The 18,404-nt window shown below is 54.1% G+C and carries 15 protein-coding genes and 1 other annotated feature; of the genes, 5 read left to right on the forward strand and 10 right to left on the reverse strand.

Annotation, left to right across the window (positions count from 1 at the left end; translation table 11 throughout):
- Positions 1-163: 163 nt before the first annotated feature.
- Positions 164-1,384, forward strand: coding sequence for an MFS transporter (locus tag ACS0RQ_RS21280; protein WP_334633771.1), 1,221 nt, complete (start codon positions 164-166; stop codon positions 1,382-1,384).
- 232 nt (positions 1,385-1,616) lie between these two features.
- Positions 1,617-3,293, forward strand: a complete 1,677-nt coding sequence (ybaL, locus tag ACS0RQ_RS21285; protein WP_041852451.1) for a YbaL family putative K(+) efflux transporter — start codon at positions 1,617-1,619, stop codon at positions 3,291-3,293.
- Between the two features lie 139 nt (positions 3,294-3,432).
- On the opposite strand, the gene ACS0RQ_RS21290 is transcribed toward ybaL, so the two are convergent.
- Positions 3,433-4,737 (reverse strand): inosine/guanosine kinase, encoded by a 1,305-nt coding sequence (locus tag ACS0RQ_RS21290; RefSeq protein ID WP_041852681.1) that lies wholly within the window; start codon positions 4,735-4,737, stop codon positions 3,433-3,435.
- Positions 4,738-4,895: 158 nt separating this feature from the next.
- Here ACS0RQ_RS21290 and aes point away from each other — a divergent pair, with 158 nt between their 5' ends.
- Complete coding sequence (gene aes / locus ACS0RQ_RS21295) at positions 4,896-5,861, forward strand: acetyl esterase (protein WP_271850333.1); 966 nt, start codon at positions 4,896-4,898, stop codon at positions 5,859-5,861.
- On the opposite strand, the gene hemH is transcribed toward aes, so the two are convergent.
- The 8 genes from hemH to ACS0RQ_RS21335 all read right to left on the reverse strand — a co-directional run bounded on the left by hemH (position 5,858) and on the right by ACS0RQ_RS21335 (position 14,016).
- Entirely contained in the window at positions 5,858-6,820 is a 963-nt protein-coding gene (hemH, locus tag ACS0RQ_RS21300; protein WP_041852453.1) for a ferrochelatase, read from the reverse strand. The genes aes and hemH overlap by 4 nt on opposite strands.
- A gap of 112 nt (positions 6,821-6,932) precedes the next feature.
- Entirely contained in the window at positions 6,933-7,577 is a 645-nt protein-coding gene (adk, locus tag ACS0RQ_RS21305; RefSeq protein WP_041852454.1) for an adenylate kinase, read from the reverse strand.
- A 227-nt stretch (positions 7,578-7,804) separates the two neighbouring features.
- On the reverse strand, positions 7,805-9,679 hold the full coding sequence (htpG, locus tag ACS0RQ_RS21310) for a molecular chaperone HtpG (protein WP_271850334.1): 1,875 nt from the start codon (positions 9,677-9,679) through the stop codon (positions 7,805-7,807).
- Between the two features lie 146 nt (positions 9,680-9,825).
- Entirely contained in the window at positions 9,826-10,431 is a 606-nt protein-coding gene (recR, locus tag ACS0RQ_RS21315; protein ID WP_193795314.1) for a recombination mediator RecR, read from the reverse strand.
- Positions 10,431-10,763 carry a YbaB/EbfC family nucleoid-associated protein gene (locus ACS0RQ_RS21320; RefSeq protein WP_041852682.1) on the reverse strand — a complete coding sequence of 111 codons (333 nt, stop codon included), beginning with the start codon at positions 10,761-10,763 and terminating at the stop codon, positions 10,431-10,433. Before ACS0RQ_RS21320 ends, recR begins: the two co-directional genes overlap by 1 nt.
- A gap of 53 nt (positions 10,764-10,816) precedes the next feature.
- On the reverse strand, positions 10,817-12,757 hold the full coding sequence (dnaX, locus tag ACS0RQ_RS21325) for a DNA polymerase III subunit gamma/tau (protein ID WP_271850335.1): 1,941 nt from the start codon (positions 12,755-12,757) through the stop codon (positions 10,817-10,819).
- Positions 11,420-11,484 (reverse strand) — a sequence feature (DnaX frameshifting element). (Overlaps the previous gene by 65 nt.)
- Positions 12,758-12,935: 178 nt before the next feature.
- Entirely contained in the window at positions 12,936-13,487 is a 552-nt protein-coding gene (gene apt / locus ACS0RQ_RS21330; RefSeq protein ID WP_047371543.1) for an adenine phosphoribosyltransferase, read from the reverse strand.
- A gap of 151 nt (positions 13,488-13,638) precedes the next feature.
- Complete coding sequence (locus ACS0RQ_RS21335; protein WP_271850336.1) at positions 13,639-14,016, reverse strand: DUF454 family protein; 378 nt, start codon at positions 14,014-14,016, stop codon at positions 13,639-13,641.
- 69 nt (positions 14,017-14,085) lie between these two features.
- Between ACS0RQ_RS21335 and priC the strand changes: the two genes are divergently transcribed.
- Both priC and rsmS read left to right on the forward strand, forming a co-directional pair.
- Positions 14,086-14,613, forward strand: coding sequence for a primosomal replication protein N'' (gene priC / locus ACS0RQ_RS21340; protein ID WP_271850337.1), 528 nt, complete (start codon positions 14,086-14,088; stop codon positions 14,611-14,613).
- A gap of 14 nt (positions 14,614-14,627) precedes the next feature.
- The gene (rsmS, locus tag ACS0RQ_RS21345) at positions 14,628-14,780 is read left to right on the forward strand and encodes a pleiotropic regulatory protein RsmS (protein WP_271850338.1); all 153 of its coding nucleotides are present in this window, start codon (positions 14,628-14,630) and stop codon (positions 14,778-14,780) included.
- A 150-nt stretch (positions 14,781-14,930) separates the two neighbouring features.
- Here rsmS and mscK read toward each other — a convergent pair whose 3' ends face one another.
- Entirely contained in the window at positions 14,931-18,284 is a 3,354-nt protein-coding gene (gene mscK, locus ACS0RQ_RS21350; protein WP_271850361.1) for a mechanosensitive channel MscK, read from the reverse strand.
- Positions 18,285-18,404: the final 120 nt, after the last annotated feature.

The raw sequence follows: 18,404 nt of genomic DNA on the forward strand, positions 1-18,404 counted from the left end.
TCTCCCTGATTCATTAACAAACGCAAAAGTACTGTGCTCTGAAAGAATAGACAAATAAGTTTTCAGAATTGCGACTTCCTTCAAACCTTATCCGCAGGTATGTTAGCCAGATAACTATTTCAGTTCTGACAATTCTTACATCGCTCAACCTGACAGAGTATTTATGGCAATCAGTGAAACTCCTCAGCCACTGCCCCCGTCTTCCGGGGCAGTTCCTAAGGCGCGCACCGCCTTTGGCATCCTTGGTGCGATTAGCGTTTCCCATCTGCTTAACGACATGATCCAGTCGCTGATTCTGGCGATTTACCCGCTGCTGCAAAATGAGTTTTCCCTCTCATTTTTACAGATTGGGATGATAACCCTGACCTTCCAGTTGTCGTCATCATTGCTACAGCCGATTGTCGGTTACTGGACGGATAAGCATCCGATGCCCTGGTCGCTTCCTGTCGGCATGTGCTTTACCCTCAGCGGCCTGGTTCTGCTGGCGCTGTCGGGCAGTTTTGAAACAGTGCTGATTGCCGCCGCACTTGTGGGCACGGGATCGTCGGTGTTCCATCCGGAATCCTCTCGCGTGGCGCGTATGGCCTCTGGCGGACGTCACGGACTGGCACAATCTATCTTTCAGGTAGGCGGGAATTTCGGTAGCTCGCTTGGCCCTCTGCTGGCGGCCATTATCATTGCCCCTTACGGTAAAGGTAACGTCGCCTGGTTCGTGCTCGCGGCGCTGCTGGCTATCGTGGTACTGGCGCAGGTGAGCCGCTGGTATGCCGCACAGCACCGGGTCAACAAAGGGAAAAAAGCGGCGACGGTAATCAATCCACTACCGCGCAATAAAGTGGTTCTGGCAGTGTGCATCCTGTTAGTGCTGATTTTCTCGAAATATTTCTATATGGCGAGCATCAGCAGCTATTTCACCTTTTATCTGATGCATAAGTTCGATTTATCCGTCCAGAATGCGCAGATTCACCTGTTTATCTTCTTGTTCGCCGTTGCGGCGGGCACGGTGATTGGCGGGCCTGTCGGCGATAAGATCGGGCGAAAATATGTGATTTGGGGCTCTATCCTTGGCGTTGCGCCTTTTACCCTGCTTTTACCCTATGCAACCTTGTTCTGGACGGGTGTATTGACGGTGATCATTGGCTTTGTGCTGGCATCCGCGTTTTCCGCCATCCTGGTGTACGCTCAGGAGCTGCTTCCCGGGCGTATCGGTATGGTTTCCGGGCTGTTTTTTGGTTTTGCCTTTGGTATGGGTGGGCTTGGAGCGGCAGTACTTGGGGTCGTTGCCGACCATACCAGTATCGATCTGGTCTATAAAATCTGTGCTTACCTGCCCTTACTGGGGATATTGACCATATTCCTGCCCGATAATCGCCATAAAGCGTGATTTCCCTCCGGCCAAAGTCTGGCTTTGGCCTCATACTTCTCAGGCAAACATGCACTTACAACGGGATCTCTGCTCTCTATGACCGGGTTGCCGTTTAATTTCGCCCAACGTGCCATTTTCTTCAGAATTCAACGATTATTCATGAACACGATGCTTAAAATTGTCATAAACTGTAACCTGGGTTTTGGTTAATAAACCAAAATGGATCCACGCATCAACGAAAGGAGACGGAATGCATCACGCCACACCGCTTATTACCACCATTGTCGGCGGGCTTGTTCTCGCTTTTATCCTCGGCATGCTTGCCAATAAACTTCGAATTTCTCCTCTGGTGGGTTATCTGTTAGCGGGTGTGCTGGCCGGACCTTTTACGCCAGGTTTTGTTGCCGATACCAAGCTGGCGCCGGAACTGGCGGAGCTGGGCGTGATCCTGCTGATGTTTGGCGTGGGGCTGCATTTCTCTTTAAAGGATCTGATGGCGGTAAAGTCCATCGCCATTCCCGGAGCGATAGCGCAAATTGCCGTCGCCACGCTCCTGGGTATGGCGCTCTCCGCAACATTAGGCTGGTCGCTGATGACCGGCATAGTGTTTGGGCTGTGTCTTTCCACCGCCAGTACCGTGGTGCTGCTACGTGCGCTTGAGGAACGACAGTTAATTGATAGCCAGCGCGGGCAAATCGCCATCGGCTGGCTGATTGTCGAAGACCTTGTGATGGTCCTGACGCTGGTTCTGTTACCCGCCGTTGCCGGAATGGTGGAAAAAGGCAACGTGGGGCTGGCGACGCTCGCCGTCGATATGGGAATAACCATCGGCAAAGTGGTCGCCTTTATCGCCATTATGATGCTGGTGGGCCGCCGCCTGGTGCCGTGGATTATGGCGCGCAGCGCGGCAACAGGTTCTCGGGAACTTTTTACCCTTTCGGTTCTGGCACTGGCGCTCGGTATCGCTTTCGGGGCTGTCGAGCTTTTTGATGTCTCCTTCGCACTGGGTGCATTTTTCGCCGGGATGGTATTGAACGAGTCCGAACTGAGCCACCGCGCCGCACACGATACCCTGCCGTTGCGTGATGCCTTCGCGGTGCTCTTCTTTGTTTCCGTGGGCATGCTGTTTGACCCCATGGTACTGATTAATCAACCACTGGCGGTGCTGGCCACGCTGGCAATTATCATTTTCGGTAAATCGGTTGCCGCTTTTTTCCTGGTTCGCCTGTTCGGTCACTCGCCACGTACGGCCCTGACTATCGCCGCCAGTCTGGCGCAAATTGGTGAATTTGCTTTTATCCTCGCCGGGCTGGGTATGGCGCTGGATTTACTGCCGCAGGCAGGGCAAAACCTGGTACTGGCAGGGGCAATCCTCTCCATTATGCTGAACCCGGTGCTGTTCACGCTGCTGGAAAAATATCTCGATAAAACCGAAACGCTGGAAGAGCAAACCCTCGAAGAAGCCATTGAGGACGAGAAGCAGATCCCGGTGGATATTTGCAATCACGCGCTGCTGGTGGGTTTTGGCCGTGTCGGCAGCCTGTTAGGCGAGAAGCTGATGGCCCAGGGGATCCCGCTGGTTGTCATTGAGACATCACGCACCCGCGTGGATGAACTGCGCGAGCGTGGCATTCGTGCCGTGCTGGGGAATGCGGCCAACGAGGAGATCATGAATCTCGCGCATCTGGATTGCGCCCGCTGGTTGCTGCTGACGATTCCGAACGGCTATGAAGCGGGCGAGATTGTCGCAACGGCGCGCGAGAAGTGTCCGAACATTGAGATTATCGCCCGCGCCCATTATGACGACGAGGTGGAATACATTGTCGAACGTGGCGCAAACCAGGTGGTGATGGGCGAGCGAGAGATTGCGAACACCATGCTGACGTTGATTGAGAAGCCCCCCGTTGTTGAAGCGATGACCGGGTAAAGGCCTGGCCGCCTGATGCCCTCACCCCGCCCTCTCCCACAGGGAAAGGGCAAAAACCGTAGCCCGCACGCACCTCCGAATGGTAACCCGGATAAGCGCCAGCGCCATCCGGGAAGCCATTAAAAGGCTTCGCACAGAACTACCGTGACCAGTACGACTCTTCCAGGCTGTCTTCACGCTCCGGCAGCCCGCGGGACAAACGCGGCGCATGCTGGTTCAATACCTGATAGCTCACACGGTTGGCATATTTACAGACCTGCGCCAGCGACGAGTAAGTCAGCCAGGTAAACTGGTGCTTACTGGAATTTGGCACATTGATACGGTGGTAATTGTTGGCGGTGATATCATGCAACAATGCCGCCAGCGCGCCATCTCCCGCCCCGTTGGTATTCATGATTTTTTCCGGGCCGCCCATGTACGGGGCAATATGTGAATAAATGCGCAGCGGCTGCTGGCAATCTTTATGGCGCATCGCGCGGCTAAATTCATACTGATTAAACTCAGCAATCGCCCCTGGCAATAAAGGATGCTGCGTCTTGCGTTTCGCTTCATCTTCGGTAAAGCCGGCCATATACAGCCCCACCGGACCTGCGGTGCAAAGCACCAGATCGACCCAATCCAGCGCCTTATCCGAAGCCAGCAGCGGATCGCTTTCTCCGGTCAACGCCTGCGCCTCTTCTTCATTCATCGCCAGAATGGAGACATGCTCTTTCAGGAAGTTTTGCCACCACTGGGGGTTATCAGCAATCACATATTTCGTGCCGAGCGTCAGCACCACCGGCACGTTATGCTTTTTGGCGTAAGCCACGGCCTGCATGGTAGCTTCCGGCATCGGTTCACCCGGATTACACCGCACCAGGTAAGAGGTCAGTACCAGGGCGGAGGCACCGGCGATGACCGATTCAGGAATACTTTCCGGACGCAATTGATTCATATGACCGGGGCTAATAGCGAACGTACGCTCGCCCGACTCGCTGATCAGGGTAAAACAGCGGCCTATTGCACCGTCTACGCCTTGCAGATAGTTCAGGTCGGTACGGCTTGAGGTATTGCACAGGTAACGATAGGCGTAGCTACCAATCTCAATATTGCTGCACATCACCCCCAGTAAGACCGAGCGGTCATCCGCCAGTACCGAGTAGTTGTGCATGGTATTGCCAATGGTACCGCCCGCAAACTGATGGGTAATCAGGTTTTCGCGCACCAGTTCCTGATATAGCGCCTCGGCCACATCGTCTGCAATGACCAGAGAGTGACCCGCGCTCAGACCGTAACGGGCGATAAACGCGTCATCCACTTTCGCTTCGATATCCACCAGCGTCTGGTCAATACCCACCACCCAGGAGGCACTGACTTCATTCTCTGGCTGAATTTGCTGCAATAACGGATCGCGGGCGTTAACGGGAAAATAGTGTTTGGATTTACGTTTACCGGGAAATTTCATGGTCATCGTTACGGGTGAGGATTGGGCGAAGAATGGTAGCACATTCCCCGCGCCTGGCGATCGGCATTACACCGCATACATGTTCAATATCGGCTACGCAGATCCCGGTTCAGGTCACCTTGCCCCTTACAATGAAGGATTATTTACCGGAGGACACCATGGATAAAGGGAATAAAATACGCGTCCTTGAGCGTATCTCTGCTGAAATGCAGCAAGTATTACACTTTCAACAGGAAAACCCGCAGCCCGAACCAGACGGCGATGATTATCCCACCCAGCGCCGGGCCTATAACGAAGAGCGGCTCTACTGGAACGCCGGAGGGCCAGACATACCGACTAAAGATGTTGACGTACCCACGCGCTATGGCACCGTTCGTACGCGCATTTACGCCTCGCCAAAACCAGAGAGTCAGGCGACGCTCTTTTATCTTCACGATGGGGGTTTTGTGCTGGGCAACCTCGATACGCACGATCGTATCATGCGACTACTGGCGCACTATACACAGTGTACGGTGGTCGGGATCGATTACACGCTTTCACCTGAGGCGCGCTTTCCTCAAGCCATAGAAGAAGCCGTAGCGGTATGCCAGTTTTATGCGCAACACGCTCACACCTTTAACCTGAATATGCAGCGTTTCGGTCTCGCAGGAGACTCTGCTGGCGCCATGCTGGCGATGGCAACCGCATTATGGATACGTGATAACAACATTGACTGCGGGCAAATGACAGCGCTGCTGCTCTATTACGGCCTCTATGGTTTACAGGATTCACGTAGCCGCCGGCTCTATGGCGGCACCTGGGATGGTTTAACCCGGAAAGATTTGCAAAGTTACGATCAGGCTTATCTGCGCGATGAACAGGATCGTGAATCACCTTACTACTGCATCTTTAACAACGAACTGACGCAGGCTATCCCTCCCTGTTTTATCGCCAGCGCCGAATATGATCCCTTAATTGATGACAGCAAAACCCTCTACGCGATCATTCGGGAACATAACGCGCATTGTCGTTATCAAATGTATCCGGGAACGCTGCACGCGTTTCTGCATTACTCACGAATGATGGAGACCGCAGATCGTGCGCTACGCGATGGCGCACGATTTTTCTGCGAAAACAGCCGTTAGCGATATTTCTCCGTGAGACTGACCATCATCTCGATGTGATCCGGGGAATCATTAAGCGCAGGAATATATTCATATTTCTCGCCGCCCGCTTCGAGGAAAAACTCACGGTTCTGCACAGCGATCTCTTCGAGTGTCTCAAGGCAATCGGCGGCAAAACCCGGGCTCATAACCTGAATATGTTTTACGCCCTTCTCACCGAGCATTTTCATGGTCTCATCGGTGTAGGGCGTTAGCCAGGGCTCGCGACCAAAGCGCGACTGGAAGGTCATCATCACTTTTTCTGGCGGCAGTTCCAGGGCTGAAACCAGCTCACGTGTGGTATCCCGGCAGCGCTGCGGGTAATCGTCACCTTGATCCGCATAGCGTTGCGGAATGCCGTGATAAGAGAGCAGCAGCAAGTCGGGTTCGCCATGGCGGGCAAATGAGGCACGCACGCTATTTGCCAGCGCGTTGATATATGCCGGGTCATCCGCATAGTCGCGAATAAACGAGATGCCGGGAATATGGCGTTTCGGGGCAAGGATACGCGCCAGTTCGTCCCATACCGCCGCCACCGTTGAACAGGAGTATTGCGGATAGAGTGGCAGCACGACGATATGTTCAACGCCTTGTGACTGGAGTTCCTCCACCGCGCTCGCCAGCGACGGCGAACCGTAACTCATTCCCAGCGCAACGGGGACATCAGGAAGACGGGCTGCCAGCGCGGCTTGCTGCCTGCGGCTGTAGACCATCAGCGGCGAGCCCTCTTCCATCCACACGGATTGATAGAGCTTTGCGACGCGCGGAGAGCGAATAGGCAGAATGACGCCACGCAGCAAAGGCCACCATAGTAAACGGGACGTATCGACGACGCGCTGGTCGCTTAAGAATTGCCGCAGATAGCGCTTAACGGCCTCGGGAGTGGGTGCTTCGGGGGTACCAAGATTGGCCAGCAGAATACCTGCTTTCGTCTGACTCATTCGCGCCTCTTAACCATTGAACTGGCTAATGATTGTAACTGAAAAGCGCGTAAACGAAACCAATCACAGCGATTGGAAGATTATCCCCGGCGAACACCGGGGATAGAGGCGATTAGCCGAGGATTTTTTCCAGCTCTGCGCGCACGTCAGCCACGGCTTTGGTGCCGTCAACTTTCGCGTATTTGGTGTTACCCGCCTGCGCTTCTTTGGAGTAGTAACCGATCAACGGCGCAGTCATCTGATGGTATTCCACCAGACGCTTACGGACAGTCTCTTCCTGGTCATCTTTACGGGTGGTCAGCTCTTCGCCGGTCACGTCGTCTTTGCCTTCCACTTTCGGCGGATTGAATTTAACGTGGTAAACACGGCCAGAAGCGGCGTGTACGCGACGACCTACGATACGGTCAACGATCAGCTCGTCCGGTACGTCAAATTCCAGGACGTAATCGACTTTGATACCGGCTTCTTTCATTGCATCAGCCTGCGGGATGGTGCGTGGGAAGCCATCGAGCAGGAAACCATTGCGGCAGTCTTCCTGTGCAATACGCTCTTTCACCAGGGCGATAACCAGTTCGTCAGTCACCAGTTTACCGGCATCCATGATGTCTTTTGCTTGCTTGCCCAGTTCGCTGCCAGATTTCACAGCGGCGCGGAGCATATCGCCCGTGGAGATTTGCGGAATACCGTATTTCTCCATAATGAACTGTGCCTGAGTTCCTTTACCCGCGCCTGGAGCGCCAAGCAGAATAATACGCATTGCGGAAATCCCCTCAAATGTCGATTCAATTTTTCAAAAAAGCGCTAAACGATACCACCAGAATGAGTATGGCTCAAGGAAGGCTACGGGGCTGAAACGGTTAGTGGGAAAGAATGTTTAAAAAATGCGGCAATCCTCCCCGCAACAGTCCTCTTCCGGGGGAACGAAGGAGAAAAAAGTGCGCGGTGCCATATCCTCTCCCCTGCGGGGAGAGGATAACGGTGGATTTACGACATTAACAAGGTATTCAAACGCTTAATAAATAGGTTTGGATCTTCCAGCGTGCCGCGTTCCGCGAACAGCGCCTGATCCAACAGCAGTTCGACCCATTCGCCAAACTTCGTCTCATCCTGAGTATCGGCGGTGCGTTTCACCAGCGGATGATCCGGGTTCAGTTCAAAGATGTACTTAACTTCCGGCACGCTCTGGCCCGCAGCAGCAAACAGTTTCGCCATCTGCGTGCTCATTTCGTCGTTATCGGTGGTGACAATCGCCGGGGTATCGGTCAGACGATGCGTCAGTCGTACCTCTTTCACGCGTTCGCCCAGCAGGGTTTTAACGCGCTCAACAAACGGCTCCAGCGCTTTTTCTGCTTCTTTGGTGGTTTCGTCCACTTCATCAGCCAGTTTATCCAGCGACTCGTCAGCTTTAGAGACCGACTGGAACGGCTTACCGCTGAACTCGGTCAGATAGCTCATCATCCATTCGTCGATACGATCGGAGAGCAGCAGAACTTCGATACCTTTCTTACGCAGCAGTTCCAGATGCGGGCTGCTCTTCGCCGCCGCGTAGCTGTCGGCAGTGATAAAATAGATTTTCTCCTGCCCTTCTTTCATGCGCGAGAGGTAATCGTCCAGCGATACGGTCTGTTCGGAAGAGTCCGTGTGGGTAGAAGCAAAACGCAGCAGTTTGGCAATCGCTTCCTGGTTGGCATTGTCTTCCGCCGGGCCTTCTTTCAGCGCCAGGCCGAACTGTTTCCAGAAGCTCTGGTATTTTTCCGCGTCATCTTTCGCCAGCTTATCGAGCATCTGCAGGGCGCGTTTGGTCAGCGCATTACGCAGATTACGGGTAACGGTGCTGTCCTGCAGAATTTCGCGGGAAACGTTCAGCGGCAGATCGTTGGAATCTATCAGACCGCGCACGAAGCGCAGGTAGTTCGGCATAAACTGTTCGGCGTCGTCCATGATAAAGACGCGCTGTACGTACAGTTTCAGGCCATGTTTATGGTCGCGGTTCCACATATCCCATGGCGCCTGCGAAGGGATAAACAGCAGGCTGGTATACTCTTGCTTGCCTTCCACGCGGTTATGGCTCCAGGCCAGCGGGTCGGTAAAGTCATGAGCGATATGTTTGTAGAACTCTTTATATTCGTCGTCGCTGATTTCCGACTTACTGCGGGTCCACAGCGCCTGTGCTTTGTTGATTTTTTCCCAGGAGACCACGGTTTCGCCGTCGACCTCTTCCTGCTTCTCAATTTCCACCGGCAGCGCAATATGATCGGAATATTTGCTGATGATCGAGCGCACACGCCAGTCATTCAGGAAGTCATCTTCGCCTTCGCGCAGATGCAGCGTGATTTCAGTACCACGCTCCGGTTTGTTGATGTCGGCAACGGTATATTCACCTTCGCCAGCAGATTCCCAGAACACGCCATTGTCAGCACTTTCGCCCGCTGCGCGGGTGCGTACAGTGACTTTATCGGCAACGATGAATGCAGAGTAGAAGCCCACCCCGAACTGACCAATCAACTGGCTGTCTTTCGCCTGATCGGAGCCCATCGATTCCAGAAATGCTTTGGTGCCGGACTTGGCAATCGTGCCGAGGTTCTCAATGACCTCGTCGCGGCTCATCCCGATACCGTTATCGGCAATGGTCAGTGTGCGGTTGTCTTTATTAAACGAGACGCGCACACGCAGTTCGCCATCGCCTTCGTACAGATCCGGTTTGGACAACGCGCGAAAACGCAGTTTATCCGCCGCATCCGAGGCGTTGGAGATAAGCTCACGCAGGAAGATTTCTTTATTGGAATACAGGGAATGGATCATCAGGTGCAGAAGCTGTTTTACTTCTGACTGGAAACCGCGGGTTTCTTGTCCTTTCATGTAAGTCGACCTCAACAATGCCATTAAAAAGTAATAGCCGTCATTCTTCGCGCCGCGAATGTACAGGCTATTGAAATGATGAGGGTGAGATGGGGATTGAGAAGGATTTTTTCAAGCGGAGGCCACGTGTCGCAGCCTCCGTTTGGTCAGAATTTAATCTTGTGGCGACCCGCAAGCGAATGGGACAGCGTGGTACCGTCAACCATTTCCAGCTCACCGCCAACGGGAACGCCGTGAGCAATACGACTGGCTTCCACCCCATATTGCGCGCAAAGCTCAGCAATATAGTTGGCGGTTGCCTCACCTTCTACCGTCGGGTTGGTGGCGAGAATCACCTCTTGCATCGATTCCGCCTGCAGACGCTGCTCCAGTCGATCGAGGCCAATATCGTCCGGCCCGATACCATCGAGCGGCGACAGGTGGCCCATCAACACGAAATAGCGTCCGGAAAACTGGCCGGTCTGCTCAATGGCGTAGATATCCGCAGGACTCTCCACCACACAGATTTGACCATTTTCCTGACGGCGCGGATTGCTGCAAATATTGCAGATCTCCTGCTCGGTAAAGGTGCGGCAATCGGCGCAATGGCCGATTTCCGACATGGCGCGGGTCAATGCCTGCGCCAGGCGCATTCCACCGCTGCGGTCACGTTGCAATAGCGTAAACGCCATGCGCTGCGCCGATTTCGGGCCAACGCCCGGCAGGCAGCGCAACGCTTCCATAAGCTGCGTTAACAGCGGACTGGTCTGCATCAGAACGGCATCTTGAAGCCCGGCGGCAGTTGCATACCGGAGGAAACAGAAGCCATTTTCTCTTTCTGGGTTTCTTCAATGCGGCGCGCAGCGTCGTTGAACGCCGCAGCCACCAGATCTTCCAGCATGTCTTTATCGTCTTCCAGCAGGCTCGGATCGATCTCTACGCGGCGGCAGTTATGCGCACCGTTAATAGTCACTTTTACCAGGCCAGCACCAGACTCACCGGTCACTTCCAGCTTTGCGATTTCTTCCTGCATCTGCTGCATTTTTTCTTGCATCTGCTGGGCCTGTTTCATCAGGTTACCCAGACCGCCTTTTCCACCAAACATAGGCTCTTCTCTCAGTAAGTCATAGTTAAGGTTGACAGCAAGCCAGCTTACCATCAAATGGGACGAATACTCTCTTCATCCAGATCCGCATCGAAGAAGCGTTGCAGTGTCTGAATGTTGTTATCCGTAATAATCGCCTCACGCGCCTGCGCAAGTTTCTCTTCATATATGGCCTGACGCCATTCCAGTGGCGTGCGCACCGCCGGATTATCATCTTCAATGATAGTCAATTCAACCGTGTTGCCATGTAATGCCGAAAGCGCGTCCGCCAGCGTTTTTTGCGCAGACGGCGAATTCAGGTGCCGCTGAGCAGAACGTAAATGCAGGCAAATTCGGCTCTCATCCTGCTCTTTCCAGGCGTTGAGCGCCACCTGTTCAACCAGTTTTGGCAGGGTGAGCTGGCTGATTTCCGCCGCCCAGGCATCACGCTCAAGCGACTCTTCGGCCAGTTTCTTCGACAACTCCGGCGTTTTTTCGTGCTCAAGCGCTTTTTTTAGCGCCTTCGGCGTGGCTACCGTCTCTTTCACCTCTTCGGTGACGGTTGTCGCTTTCCAGCGGTAGGCCTCTTTTTTTACCGTAGCCTCTTCATGCGAAGACGTTGCCGGGCGCGACTGCACGCGCTCGGTGACTGACGCCAGTCTCTCCAGCGCGCTATTGTTCACCGGCCGCGCGCGGGATGCGGCTGCCGGTTCACTCTTTTTTGTTTTGTCCGCTCCCTGAGCGCGCTGCAGTTGGCGACGGGCCGCCAGCACCTGGCTGGTGGCATCGGGCAGAGCGACATCATGTTGCGGCTGCTGTTGCGGCTGCGATGGCGCCGCCTGCACTGGAACCTGCGCCGAATTCAACACCGCAGCAGGCGCGGCTGGCGCGAAAGAAGCCTGGGGCGCATCCGGCACCGTTAAAGGCTCACGCGGATGAAACGCCAGCGCACGCAGCAGGGTCATCTCCATACCCATGCGTCTGTCCGGCGCATACGGCAACTCTTTGCGGCCAATGAGCAGCGTCTGGTAGTAGAGCTGCACATCGCCCGGTGGCACTATGCGCGCCAGTTCCCGCATACGTTGTTCAATGGGGGCCATATCACTGCCGAGCGCCGCCGGGCTGAGCTGAATCATGGCGATGCGGTGCATCAGCGTTTGCATCTCCACCAGCAGGGCTTCCCATTCGACGCCACGGGAGGCAGCCTCATTTACCAGCGCCATCGTCCTTTCGCCGTCAGCAGCCACAAGCGCTTCAATCAGCGCCAGTGCCTGGTCGTCATTGAGCGTCCCGAGCATCGTGCTGACAACTTGCGCAGTCAGTTGCCCATCACCGCTGGCAATTGCCTGATCGGTAAGGCTCAGCGCATCACGCAGGCTGCCGTCTGCGGCGCGGGCCAGCAACTGGAGCGCACGCAGTTCGTGGGAAATACTTTCGGCATCAAGAATGTGTTCAAGCTGCTGACGGATTTGATCAACGTCCAGCGCTTTAAGATGAAACTGCAGACAACGCGACAGAATCGTCACCGGCAATTTTTGCGGATCGGTCGTCGCCAGCAAGAATTTGACGTGCTCAGGCGGCTCTTCAAGCGTCTTCAACAGCGCGTTAAAGCTGTGGCGCGAGAGCATGTGCACTTCGTCAATAAGGTAGACCTTGAAACGGCCACGCGCGGGGGCGTACTGCACGTTATCCAACAGGTCACGGGTATCTTCGACCTTGGTGCGGGATGCCGCATCAATTTCGATTAAGTCAACAAAGCGCCCCTGTTCGATTTCCCGACAGCTATCGCACACGCCGCAGGGCGTCGCCGTGACACCTGTTTCGCAATTCAGCCCTTTTGCCAGCAGTCGGGCAATAGAGGTTTTACCGACGCCACGCGTACCGGAAAACAGGTAGGCATGATGGATGCGTCCTGAGGATAAGCCGTTCGCCAGTGCGGTCAGCACATGCTCCTGGCCGACGACGTCAGCAAAAGTTTGGGGTCGCCATTTACGGGCTAAGACCTGATAACTCATTGGCAGGCTCTGAAACGCTGGAGGTGGATTAATAGGGGGGAATGCTATCACAACCTCACCTAATCAGCGAGGCTGACTCTTAGTGACGGACAGCGCACGGTAACCGGAACGTACACGGAGTACGTGAGGATTACGAGCACTGCCCGGCGCTAAAATGACAAATAAAGCAGTCTGATAATTAATGCCCCGGGAATGGCACCAGACTAAAGCAGGTCAGCCCCTGTTTTTCCAGACGTTGTTCACCGCCCAGATCGAACAGGTTAATGATGAATGCTGCATCGGTCACTTCGCCACCCAAACGGCGGATCAGTTTTACGGTTGCTTCGATGGTGCCGCCGGTCGCCAGCAGATCGTCAACCACAAGGACTTTATCGCCAGCCTGGATCGCATCGATGTGGATCTCCAGCTGATCGGTACCGTATTCCAGTTCGTAGCTTTCCGCGATCGTTTCACGCGGCAGTTTACGCGGTTTACGTACCGGTACAAAGCCAACACCCAGGCCTAACGCAACCGGTGCGCCGAACAGGAAGCCACGCGCTTCTGTACCTACTACTTTCGTGATCCCGGCGTCTTTGTAGCGTTCAACCAGCAGTTCAATGCTGAGAGCGTACGCTTTCGGGTCTTCCAGCAAACTGGTGACATCACGGAACAGGATGCCCGGCTTCGGATAATCCTGAATGCTTTTGATGCTGTTTTTGAGAAATTCAAGCTGCTGCGCAGTCGCTGTCATGGATTTTTGCCTGATAGAAACGGTGTTACTCACGGCGCACACTGAGGTTTCGCATGTAACCTGCGGTTAACATTTAACCAGTCGCGCCTGTGCTCGAAAACGCTCGAATTTACTGGCAGAACGCGACAATTGCAACTTACATTGGTGAGCTTTATGGTTTTTGTTGCTTTGCGTCAATCACGGGCAGTCGCCACATAAAAATCAGCAGGCAAGACAAAATGGCCAGCAGCAGCAATCGCACCCATATAATCTTCACCAGCCACAGCGAAATGGCGAAAGTGACCAGTATCACGGCGATGGCCCGGGGTTTGGCGCCAGGCGGCATCGCTTTATAGGTTTGCCAGTGACGCAAATAGCCGCCAAACCAGGAACGGTACAATAACCACTGATGAAAACGGGGCGACGAGCGCGCAAAGCACCAGGCGGCCAGCAGAATAAACGGCGTGGTCGGCAGCAATGGCAAAACGACGCCGAGAGTACCCAGCACTACCGCCAGCCAGCCAATGATGATTAAAATAGTCCGTTGCATAGTGCGAATCATTATCATTGATGAGCGGCTAATGTAGCATAGTCGGCGTCATTTACAGGGGAGATAATCGTGAGAAGCGCGTTGCTTTTACAGGCTCTGGAACAAAAGCTGGACGAGCTGGCGCGGCAAATCGCTCCTCAGGCAAAGCACGCCACGGTGAGCCCACGTTTTGATCGTCATCTGTTCCGCACACGTAGCACCACAATGGATGCCTGCCTGCAAGAAGCCCGGCACAGTCTGAGCGCGCTTCGCCATGCCGTCGACGCACAGCAAATCGAGCAGGTGGCATGGCTTGCAGAGCACCTTGGGGCACAGATTGCCGCCCTGAGTCGCGAATCGGCCTCATGGTCGCTGCGTGAGTGGGATAATTCCGCGCCCGGCATTCAAAAATGGCAGCGTAAGCGACTGCAACATCAGGAATTCGAACAACGTCTGATGGCGATGAAACGTGAGCGGGAAACGCGTCTGGCAAAGGTCGAAACTTTCGCCGAACAGCAGCAATTACATAAAGAAATCACCGTATTTGAAGGCAGGCTGCGCCGCTGTCGCGAGGCGCTGGATAATATTGAGCGGGTGCTGGCGCGCCTGACACGTTAACCCGAGGAGAGAGTATGTCGCTGGAAGATGCACCGGATGAGGTCAAGCTGGCGGTCGATCTGATTATGCTGCTGGAAGAGCATGCTATTGCGCCGCAAACCGTGCTCAAAGCGCTGGAAATTGTGCAGCGGGATTTTGAACGCAAAGTGAGTGAGAGTGAGGGTTAAGCCTGGTGCGGCCTGATGCCCTCACCCCGGCTATCTCCCACGGGGAGAAGTAGAAAACCGTAGCCCGGAACAGGCGGTCACGCCGCCATCCGGGAATAATCCCCGGTGGCGCCAGCGCTTACCGGGGCTACGACAAGAGAGATATCTGAATCAACTCTGCGCAGGCGTCGGATCGTCGCCTTTCAGCTCGCGCTTCACTTCCGTATGCTCGTCACCGCTCGCATTGCGTAAATGCACTTCCAACTGGTTAAAGGCGATATTGATGTTATTTTCACGACACAGTCTGTCGATCGTGCGGTTTAGCTCATCCACCGTATAGCTACGATCGCGCAGTTCACGTACATACAGACGCAGTTCATGATCCAGCGTACTCGCGCCAAAGGTGGTAAAGAACACCGACGGCTCCGGATCGTGCATCACCTTCGGATGCTCCATCGCCGCTTTTAACAATACCTCTTTCACCTTATCCAGATCGGAGCCGTACGCCACGCCCAGACGGATGACCACGCGGGTAATGGTGTCTGACAGCGACCAGTTGATCAGACGTTCGGTCACAAACGCCTTGTTGGGAATAATGACCTCTTTGCGGTCAAAATCGGTGATCGTGGTGGCACGAATACGGATCTTACTTACCGCCCCGGAGAAAGTGCCGATGGTGACGGTATCGCCAATACGCACCGGACGTTCGAAGAGGATAATCAGGCCGGAGACAAAGTTACCGAAAATCTCTTGTAAACCAAAACCCAGACCAACCGAGAGAGCTGCCGCCAGCCATTGTAGTTTGTCCCATGAGACACCCAACGACCCGAACACCGTCATCGCACCAACGGCAATGATGACATAGTTCAGAATGGTGGTAATGGCGTAGGACGCCCCCTGGCGCATGTTCAACCGCGAGAGAACGATAACTTCCAGCAAACCCGGTAAGTTACGAATTAGCGCCCAGGCCACCACCGTGGCAATTAAGGCAAACAGCATGCTCCCCATGGTCACGCTTTTTACGGCGGCGACGCCTGCTTCCGTGCCGTTGTAGTGCCACAGGACAACGCTGTCCAGGTAAGCGAAAACGGTGATCAAATCCGACCAAATCGCCCAGAACACGACGCCAAAGAGGGCGATCATCAGCAACATGGTAATACGTAATGTCTGCTGGTTGACCTGCTCCAGGGCTATACCCGGCTCTTCCTGAGGCTCAGCGCCTTCGGCCCCCTCTTTTATCAGGTTCTGGCGGCGGGCCAGCGCACGACGGTAAGCAATACGGCGCGCGGCAACGCTCAGGCCACGCAACACAGTCTGGTAAAGCAGGTTCCAGAGGATGACCAGATAGACCGTTTCAATCCAGCGTCCGGCCAGGCGCAGCGTTGTATAGAAATACCCGGTTGCCGTCAGCACCATCAATGCTATCGGAACAATCGCCAGAACGGTAATGGTGATAAGACGGATGCTGTGAGACTCTTTATCCCGCCAGCTTTCCCGGAACATCGGCCATACCAGCCCGGTGATGACCAGCAAGTTAAGCAGAATCACCGTTTGTCCAAGCACATCATCCATCAAGTGCAGTGGCGAAAGCTCTGAGACCACGGACCAAAAATGGAGTGGCAGGAGCGCAAGGCTGATGCGCACAATCTGTCGACGCCAGTGGCTGGTCAGTTGTTCCGGCATGTTGAAGTGGTTTACCGCCACGCCGTCTTTTTCCAGCACCTTCCAGCACAGGCCAAATACCAGCCAGAATACGGTCAGTTTTTTACTGAACGCCCACAGCAGTTCACTGATATTGAGCTGCATCGTCAGTAAAATGAGGCCGATAGCCAGAATGATCAGGCAGACAGGCAGCGCGCGAATGAGGTCGATAAGAATCGCTTTCGGCGTATGTAACTGACTGTCATTGCGTAACTGGCCAACCTGGGTCGCAAGACGCGCCTGATAGCTGCGCAACCAGCCAAGACGCCAGCGAATTAAACCTGCAATCAGTAACAGGGGTAGGCCTGTAAGGAAAGCAATGGCCATTGCAGGCCAGGCTTTTTCCCAGTTACCGGTGATTTTCATTTTGCTTATCTGGTCTTTCAGCGCCTGTGGGAAAGATTTAACCCAGTCCCCGTCCATCGGCTTGTTACTGTTTACCCAGAAAATTTGCTGCGTCAGGATCTCCTGAAGGCTTTTCGACACGCTCATCAGTTGCTGCTGATTAACCTGCAGGTTAATCGCCATCATCAGCTGATTACCAAGCTGCTTATTCAGTTGATCGAGCAGTTCACGACGCATGTCCACGACTTGTAACAGCGCGTCATGCACTTCGTCGTTAACCTCACTCGAATGCCCCTCTTCCAGTTTTGCCACGAACGCATCGCTCTGGAAAAGGGCATCGCGCTGTTGATTGACTTCAAACTGCTCCAGACGCAGGTCCGCAATGCGGTTGGTCATGTCTTCAAGCTCATCAGCGGAAGGGAGCGTTTGTTGTTGCTGATAAAGGATACGCGACAGCAGCAAGCTGCCTTTAAGTACTGAAATCTGCTCTTTCACGTTGCGCTCAGATTGTAGCGCGCGGTCAAGCCAGTTTTTCACTTTGATGTTTTGCTGCACCAGCGAGTTACCGTTTTCTGTCGCGGTAATAAGCTTCTGGCTAAGCTGGTGGTTAACGTCCAGTTCCTGCTTCACTAACGGCATCGCCTGGATACGCGCGGTTTCATCGGGCGTTACGGCTTCCTGGGCGGTTTTTTCTGTCAGCGTCAGCCGCTTGTTATTAACGGCTTCCTGCAATAGTTGCAGTTGATGTTCAAGGCGATTGCTGTTCGCAGTAGTGTAATCACGCTGTTTCTGCAGTGTGTCCTGCAACGTTGTATTACCTTCGAGACTCTTACGCAACTGTTCGATTTGCGCATTCAGCAATGCCTGTTGAGCAAGTAAAAGTGTCTGCTGCGTCGGACGCAGAGCCCCCTCACCTGCCGCCGTGCCATTAAGACGATTGCGGATTTGCTGTAACTGCTGTGAAGCGGTGTACATGGAACTCTGCACACGTTCCGGCTGCGTCTGCAATGAGACTAACTGGCTGTTATAATTCGATAAATCGTTCTGAGCCGTTTGTAAGTCGTCCAGTAACTGTGCCACGCGCGACTCAAGCTGACGCAGAGAAAGCGTTGCCAGCGTTTTGCGCGTTTCATCGTCGTTATCTTTATCACTGAGCGCATTGAGGGCATCAGTCGCCTGACGCAGTTTGTCCGGCGCCTGGGTGATTTTCTGTTTTAAGAGAACAGTTTCCTGCTTAACCCGTTCAATTTTATCCAGAACATCCAGGGTTTCCGTTAAATCCTGAATAACCAGTTTATCCGTAGCGGTGGGATCTTTTTGCTTATTCAGAGCGTCGAGCTGACTCTGGACATCGGAGCGAGCGGGTAAGTCGTTGTTTGTCGGGGCCGCGAGGGCACTGCCTGTAATAAAGGCAAGGACAAAAAACAGCGCGGCAGCCAAAACCGGGAGCGCACTTTTTGAGCGTGTGGATTGCAGCATCATTTGCGTGATTAATCTGTGAACAGGAAAGATGGCCGAAGCTAGCCACGCGCGAAGAATATCACGCCGTGAAGTTACAACCTAGTAACGTAATGTTAGCAGTCGCTTTTTCCGCTCATT

This window comes from Phytobacter diazotrophicus (assembly GCF_052061655.1).
GTDB classification, from domain to species: Bacteria; Pseudomonadota; Gammaproteobacteria; order Enterobacterales; family Enterobacteriaceae; genus Phytobacter; species Phytobacter diazotrophicus.

Excerpts from the sequence above, each read along its gene's own strand:
- ACS0RQ_RS21280 (WP_334633771.1), top strand. The coding sequence starts at position 164 with ATGGCAATCAGTGAAACTCCTCAGCCACTGCCCCCGTCTTCCGGGGCA.
- ybaL (WP_041852451.1), top strand. The coding sequence starts at position 1,617 with ATGCATCACGCCACACCGCTTATTACCACCATTGTCGGCGGGCTTGTT.
- ACS0RQ_RS21290 (WP_041852681.1), bottom strand. The coding sequence starts at position 4,737 with ATGAAATTTCCCGGTAAACGTAAATCCAAACACTATTTTCCCGTTAAC.
- aes (WP_271850333.1), top strand. The coding sequence starts at position 4,896 with ATGGATAAAGGGAATAAAATACGCGTCCTTGAGCGTATCTCTGCTGAA.
- hemH (WP_041852453.1), bottom strand. The coding sequence starts at position 6,820 with ATGAGTCAGACGAAAGCAGGTATTCTGCTGGCCAATCTTGGTACCCCC.
- adk (WP_041852454.1), bottom strand. The coding sequence starts at position 7,577 with ATGCGTATTATTCTGCTTGGCGCTCCAGGCGCGGGTAAAGGAACTCAG.
- htpG (WP_271850334.1), bottom strand. The coding sequence starts at position 9,679 with ATGAAAGGACAAGAAACCCGCGGTTTCCAGTCAGAAGTAAAACAGCTT.
- recR (WP_193795314.1), bottom strand. The coding sequence starts at position 10,431 with ATGCAGACCAGTCCGCTGTTAACGCAGCTTATGGAAGCGTTGCGCTGC.
- ACS0RQ_RS21320 (WP_041852682.1), bottom strand. The coding sequence starts at position 10,763 with ATGTTTGGTGGAAAAGGCGGTCTGGGTAACCTGATGAAACAGGCCCAG.
- dnaX (WP_271850335.1), bottom strand. The coding sequence starts at position 12,757 with ATGAGTTATCAGGTCTTAGCCCGTAAATGGCGACCCCAAACTTTTGCT.
- apt (WP_047371543.1), bottom strand. The coding sequence starts at position 13,487 with ATGACAGCGACTGCGCAGCAGCTTGAATTTCTCAAAAACAGCATCAAA.
- ACS0RQ_RS21335 (WP_271850336.1), bottom strand. The coding sequence starts at position 14,016 with ATGCAACGGACTATTTTAATCATCATTGGCTGGCTGGCGGTAGTGCTG.
- rsmS (WP_271850338.1), top strand. The coding sequence starts at position 14,628 with ATGTCGCTGGAAGATGCACCGGATGAGGTCAAGCTGGCGGTCGATCTG.
- mscK (WP_271850361.1), bottom strand. The coding sequence starts at position 18,284 with ATGCTGCAATCCACACGCTCAAAAAGTGCGCTCCCGGTTTTGGCTGCC.